Source organism: Roseateles sp. P5_E11 (assembly GCF_054049355.1).
Genome location: NZ_JBFUMO010000771.1, coordinates 1 through 2218 on the forward strand (window position 1 = coordinate 1; position 2218 = coordinate 2218).

Annotated in this window: 1 protein-coding gene and 1 pseudogene; both read left to right on the forward strand. The window is 68.0% G+C overall.

Going from position 1 to position 2218, the window contains the following annotated elements; translation table 11 throughout:
- Positions 1–1899: alpha-galactosidase (locus ACXJKR_RS30345; protein WP_457326009.1), on the forward strand; the 1899-nt coding region annotated here is incomplete at its 5' end.
- A pseudogene (locus ACXJKR_RS30350) lies at positions 1896–2218 on the forward strand (NPCBM/NEW2 domain-containing protein); the annotation flags it as partial. The gene ACXJKR_RS30345 and the pseudogene ACXJKR_RS30350, both read left to right, overlap by 4 nt.

The following is a 2218-nucleotide window of genomic DNA, read 5'->3' on the forward strand; positions in this document are numbered from 1 at the left end:
GTGCACCGCGGCGACTTCTTCGTGCCGCTGGACCGCTACCGCCGTCTCATGGCCGCGCAAGGCCTGGTGGCCCCCGAGCCGCCATCGAGCGCCTACGAGCCGCAGTGGTGCGCCTGGGGCTATGAGCGCGACTTCTCGCTCGACTATGTGCGCGCCACGTTGCCCAAGGTGCAGGAGCTGGGCTTCAGGTGGGCGGTGCTGGACGACGGCTGGCAGGTCAAGACCGGCGACTGGACACCCGACCTCGCCAAGTTCCCCAAGGGCGAGGCCGACATGAAGGCGCTCGTCGCCGACATCCACGCCCGCGGCATGAAGGCGCGCCTGTGGATTGCGCCGCTGGCCGTGGCGCCCGGCAGCGACGAGCTGCACGACCACACCGACCTGCTGCTGCTGGACAAGGACGGCGCGGTGCAGAACGTGACGTGGTGGAACAGCTTCTACCTCTGCCCGGCCTACGAGAAGACGCAGGCCCGCCTGGCCGCCACGGTGAAGAAGATCATCGGCGACTGGGGTTTCGATGGCCTCAAGGTCGACGGTCAACACCTCAACGGCGTGGCGCCTTGCTTCAACCCCGCGCACAAGCATGCGCGGCCAGAAGACGCGGTGGAAAAGCTCGCCGACTTCTACAAGGTCATGCACGACTCGGCCCACGCGGCCAACCCGGAAGCGGTGGTGGAGGTCTGCCCCTGCGGCACCGGCTATGCCTTCCACAACATGCCCTTCATGGACCAGGCGCCGGCGTCCGACCCGCTGTCGAGTTGGCAAGTGCGCCACAAGGGCAAGACGCTGAAGGCGCTGATGGGCCCCTGGGCCGCCTACGCGGGCGACCACGTGGAGCTGAGTACGGGCGGGCAYGACTTCGCATCCAGCGTCGGCATCGGTGCCGTCGTCGCCAGCAAATTCACTTGGCCGGTGGACCCCAAGCCCAAGGACTCCTTCCTGCTGACGCCCGAGCGCGAGCAGCATTGGCGCCAGTGGGTCGATCTCTACAACCGCCAGCGCCTGGCCGAGGGCCGCTACCGTGGCGAGCTGTACGACCTGGGCTTCGACAAGCCCGAGACGCATGTTGTGGAGCAGGGCGGGGCGCTGCATTACGCGTTCTATGCGGAGCGTTGGGACGGCCTGGTCACGCTGCGCGGTTTGGGTGCTGGACGTTGGACGTTGCGCGATGCGCTGACGGGCAAGGAAATCGGCAAGGTCACAGCCGACAAGCCCACGCTGCCTGTGAGCTTCACGCACAGCCTGCTGATCGAAGCGCGACCTGAAACGCCCGACTCGCTGCCCGTCGCCTTTGCCGGCAAGGTCACGCAAATCGGCGCCGACGGCTTCCCACTCGCCGCGCAATGGGCCGATGCGCCGGCCACCTTCTTCCGCCATGACTGGCAGGGCAGGGCGCTGGCCGGCCCGCAATCCACCCGTGTGCAGTTGCTGCGCGGTGCGAATGAGCTCTACCTGCGCTTCATCTGCAAGTTCGACACGCTGAACACCTTTGAGCGTGCGGCATCCGCCACGGACATCTGGCCGCTGTGGGAGCGCGACGTCGTCGAGGTCTTCCTGCAGGCGCCGGACCGCGCAGGGCTGAAGAGCTATCGCGAGGTCGAGGTGTCACCCAACGGCCTGCTGCTGGAGATCGCCGTCGAGGCCTCGGGCAAGAAGCGCATCGTCGGCGAGAGCCGCGCCAAGGCGCACGTCGACGCCAAGCACAAGGTGTGGACGGCCGAGCTGGGCGTGCCAATGCAGAGTGCAGGCGCTGCCGAGGACGGCTGGCGGCTCAATCTGTTCCGCGTCGAAGGCCAGGGTAGGGGTCGTGTCTACTCCAGCTGGAGCCCGACGCGCACGCCCGAGCCCGACTTCCACCTTCCCGCCGCCTTCGGCCGCCTGATGACCCGCACCGTATGAAGCATCGCCTCGCCCCGATCACCCTCGCCCTGACCCTGCTCCTTGCCACCGCCCATGCGCAGCAGCAACCCCTGGCCCCCACCGGCCGCTGGGCCCATCAGGGCGTCGGCAGCGCGCCGACGCCACCGATGGGCTGGTCGAGCTGGAATGCCTTCCACATGGATCTCACGGAGCAGAGGGTGCTCGACTCGGCCCAGGTCATCGTCGACACCGGGCTGGCCGCGGCGGGTTACAGCAACATCAACATCGACGACGGCTGGTGGAGGCAGCGCCGCGCGAGCGACGGCCGCATGCAGGTGCGCACGAATCTGTTCCCGAG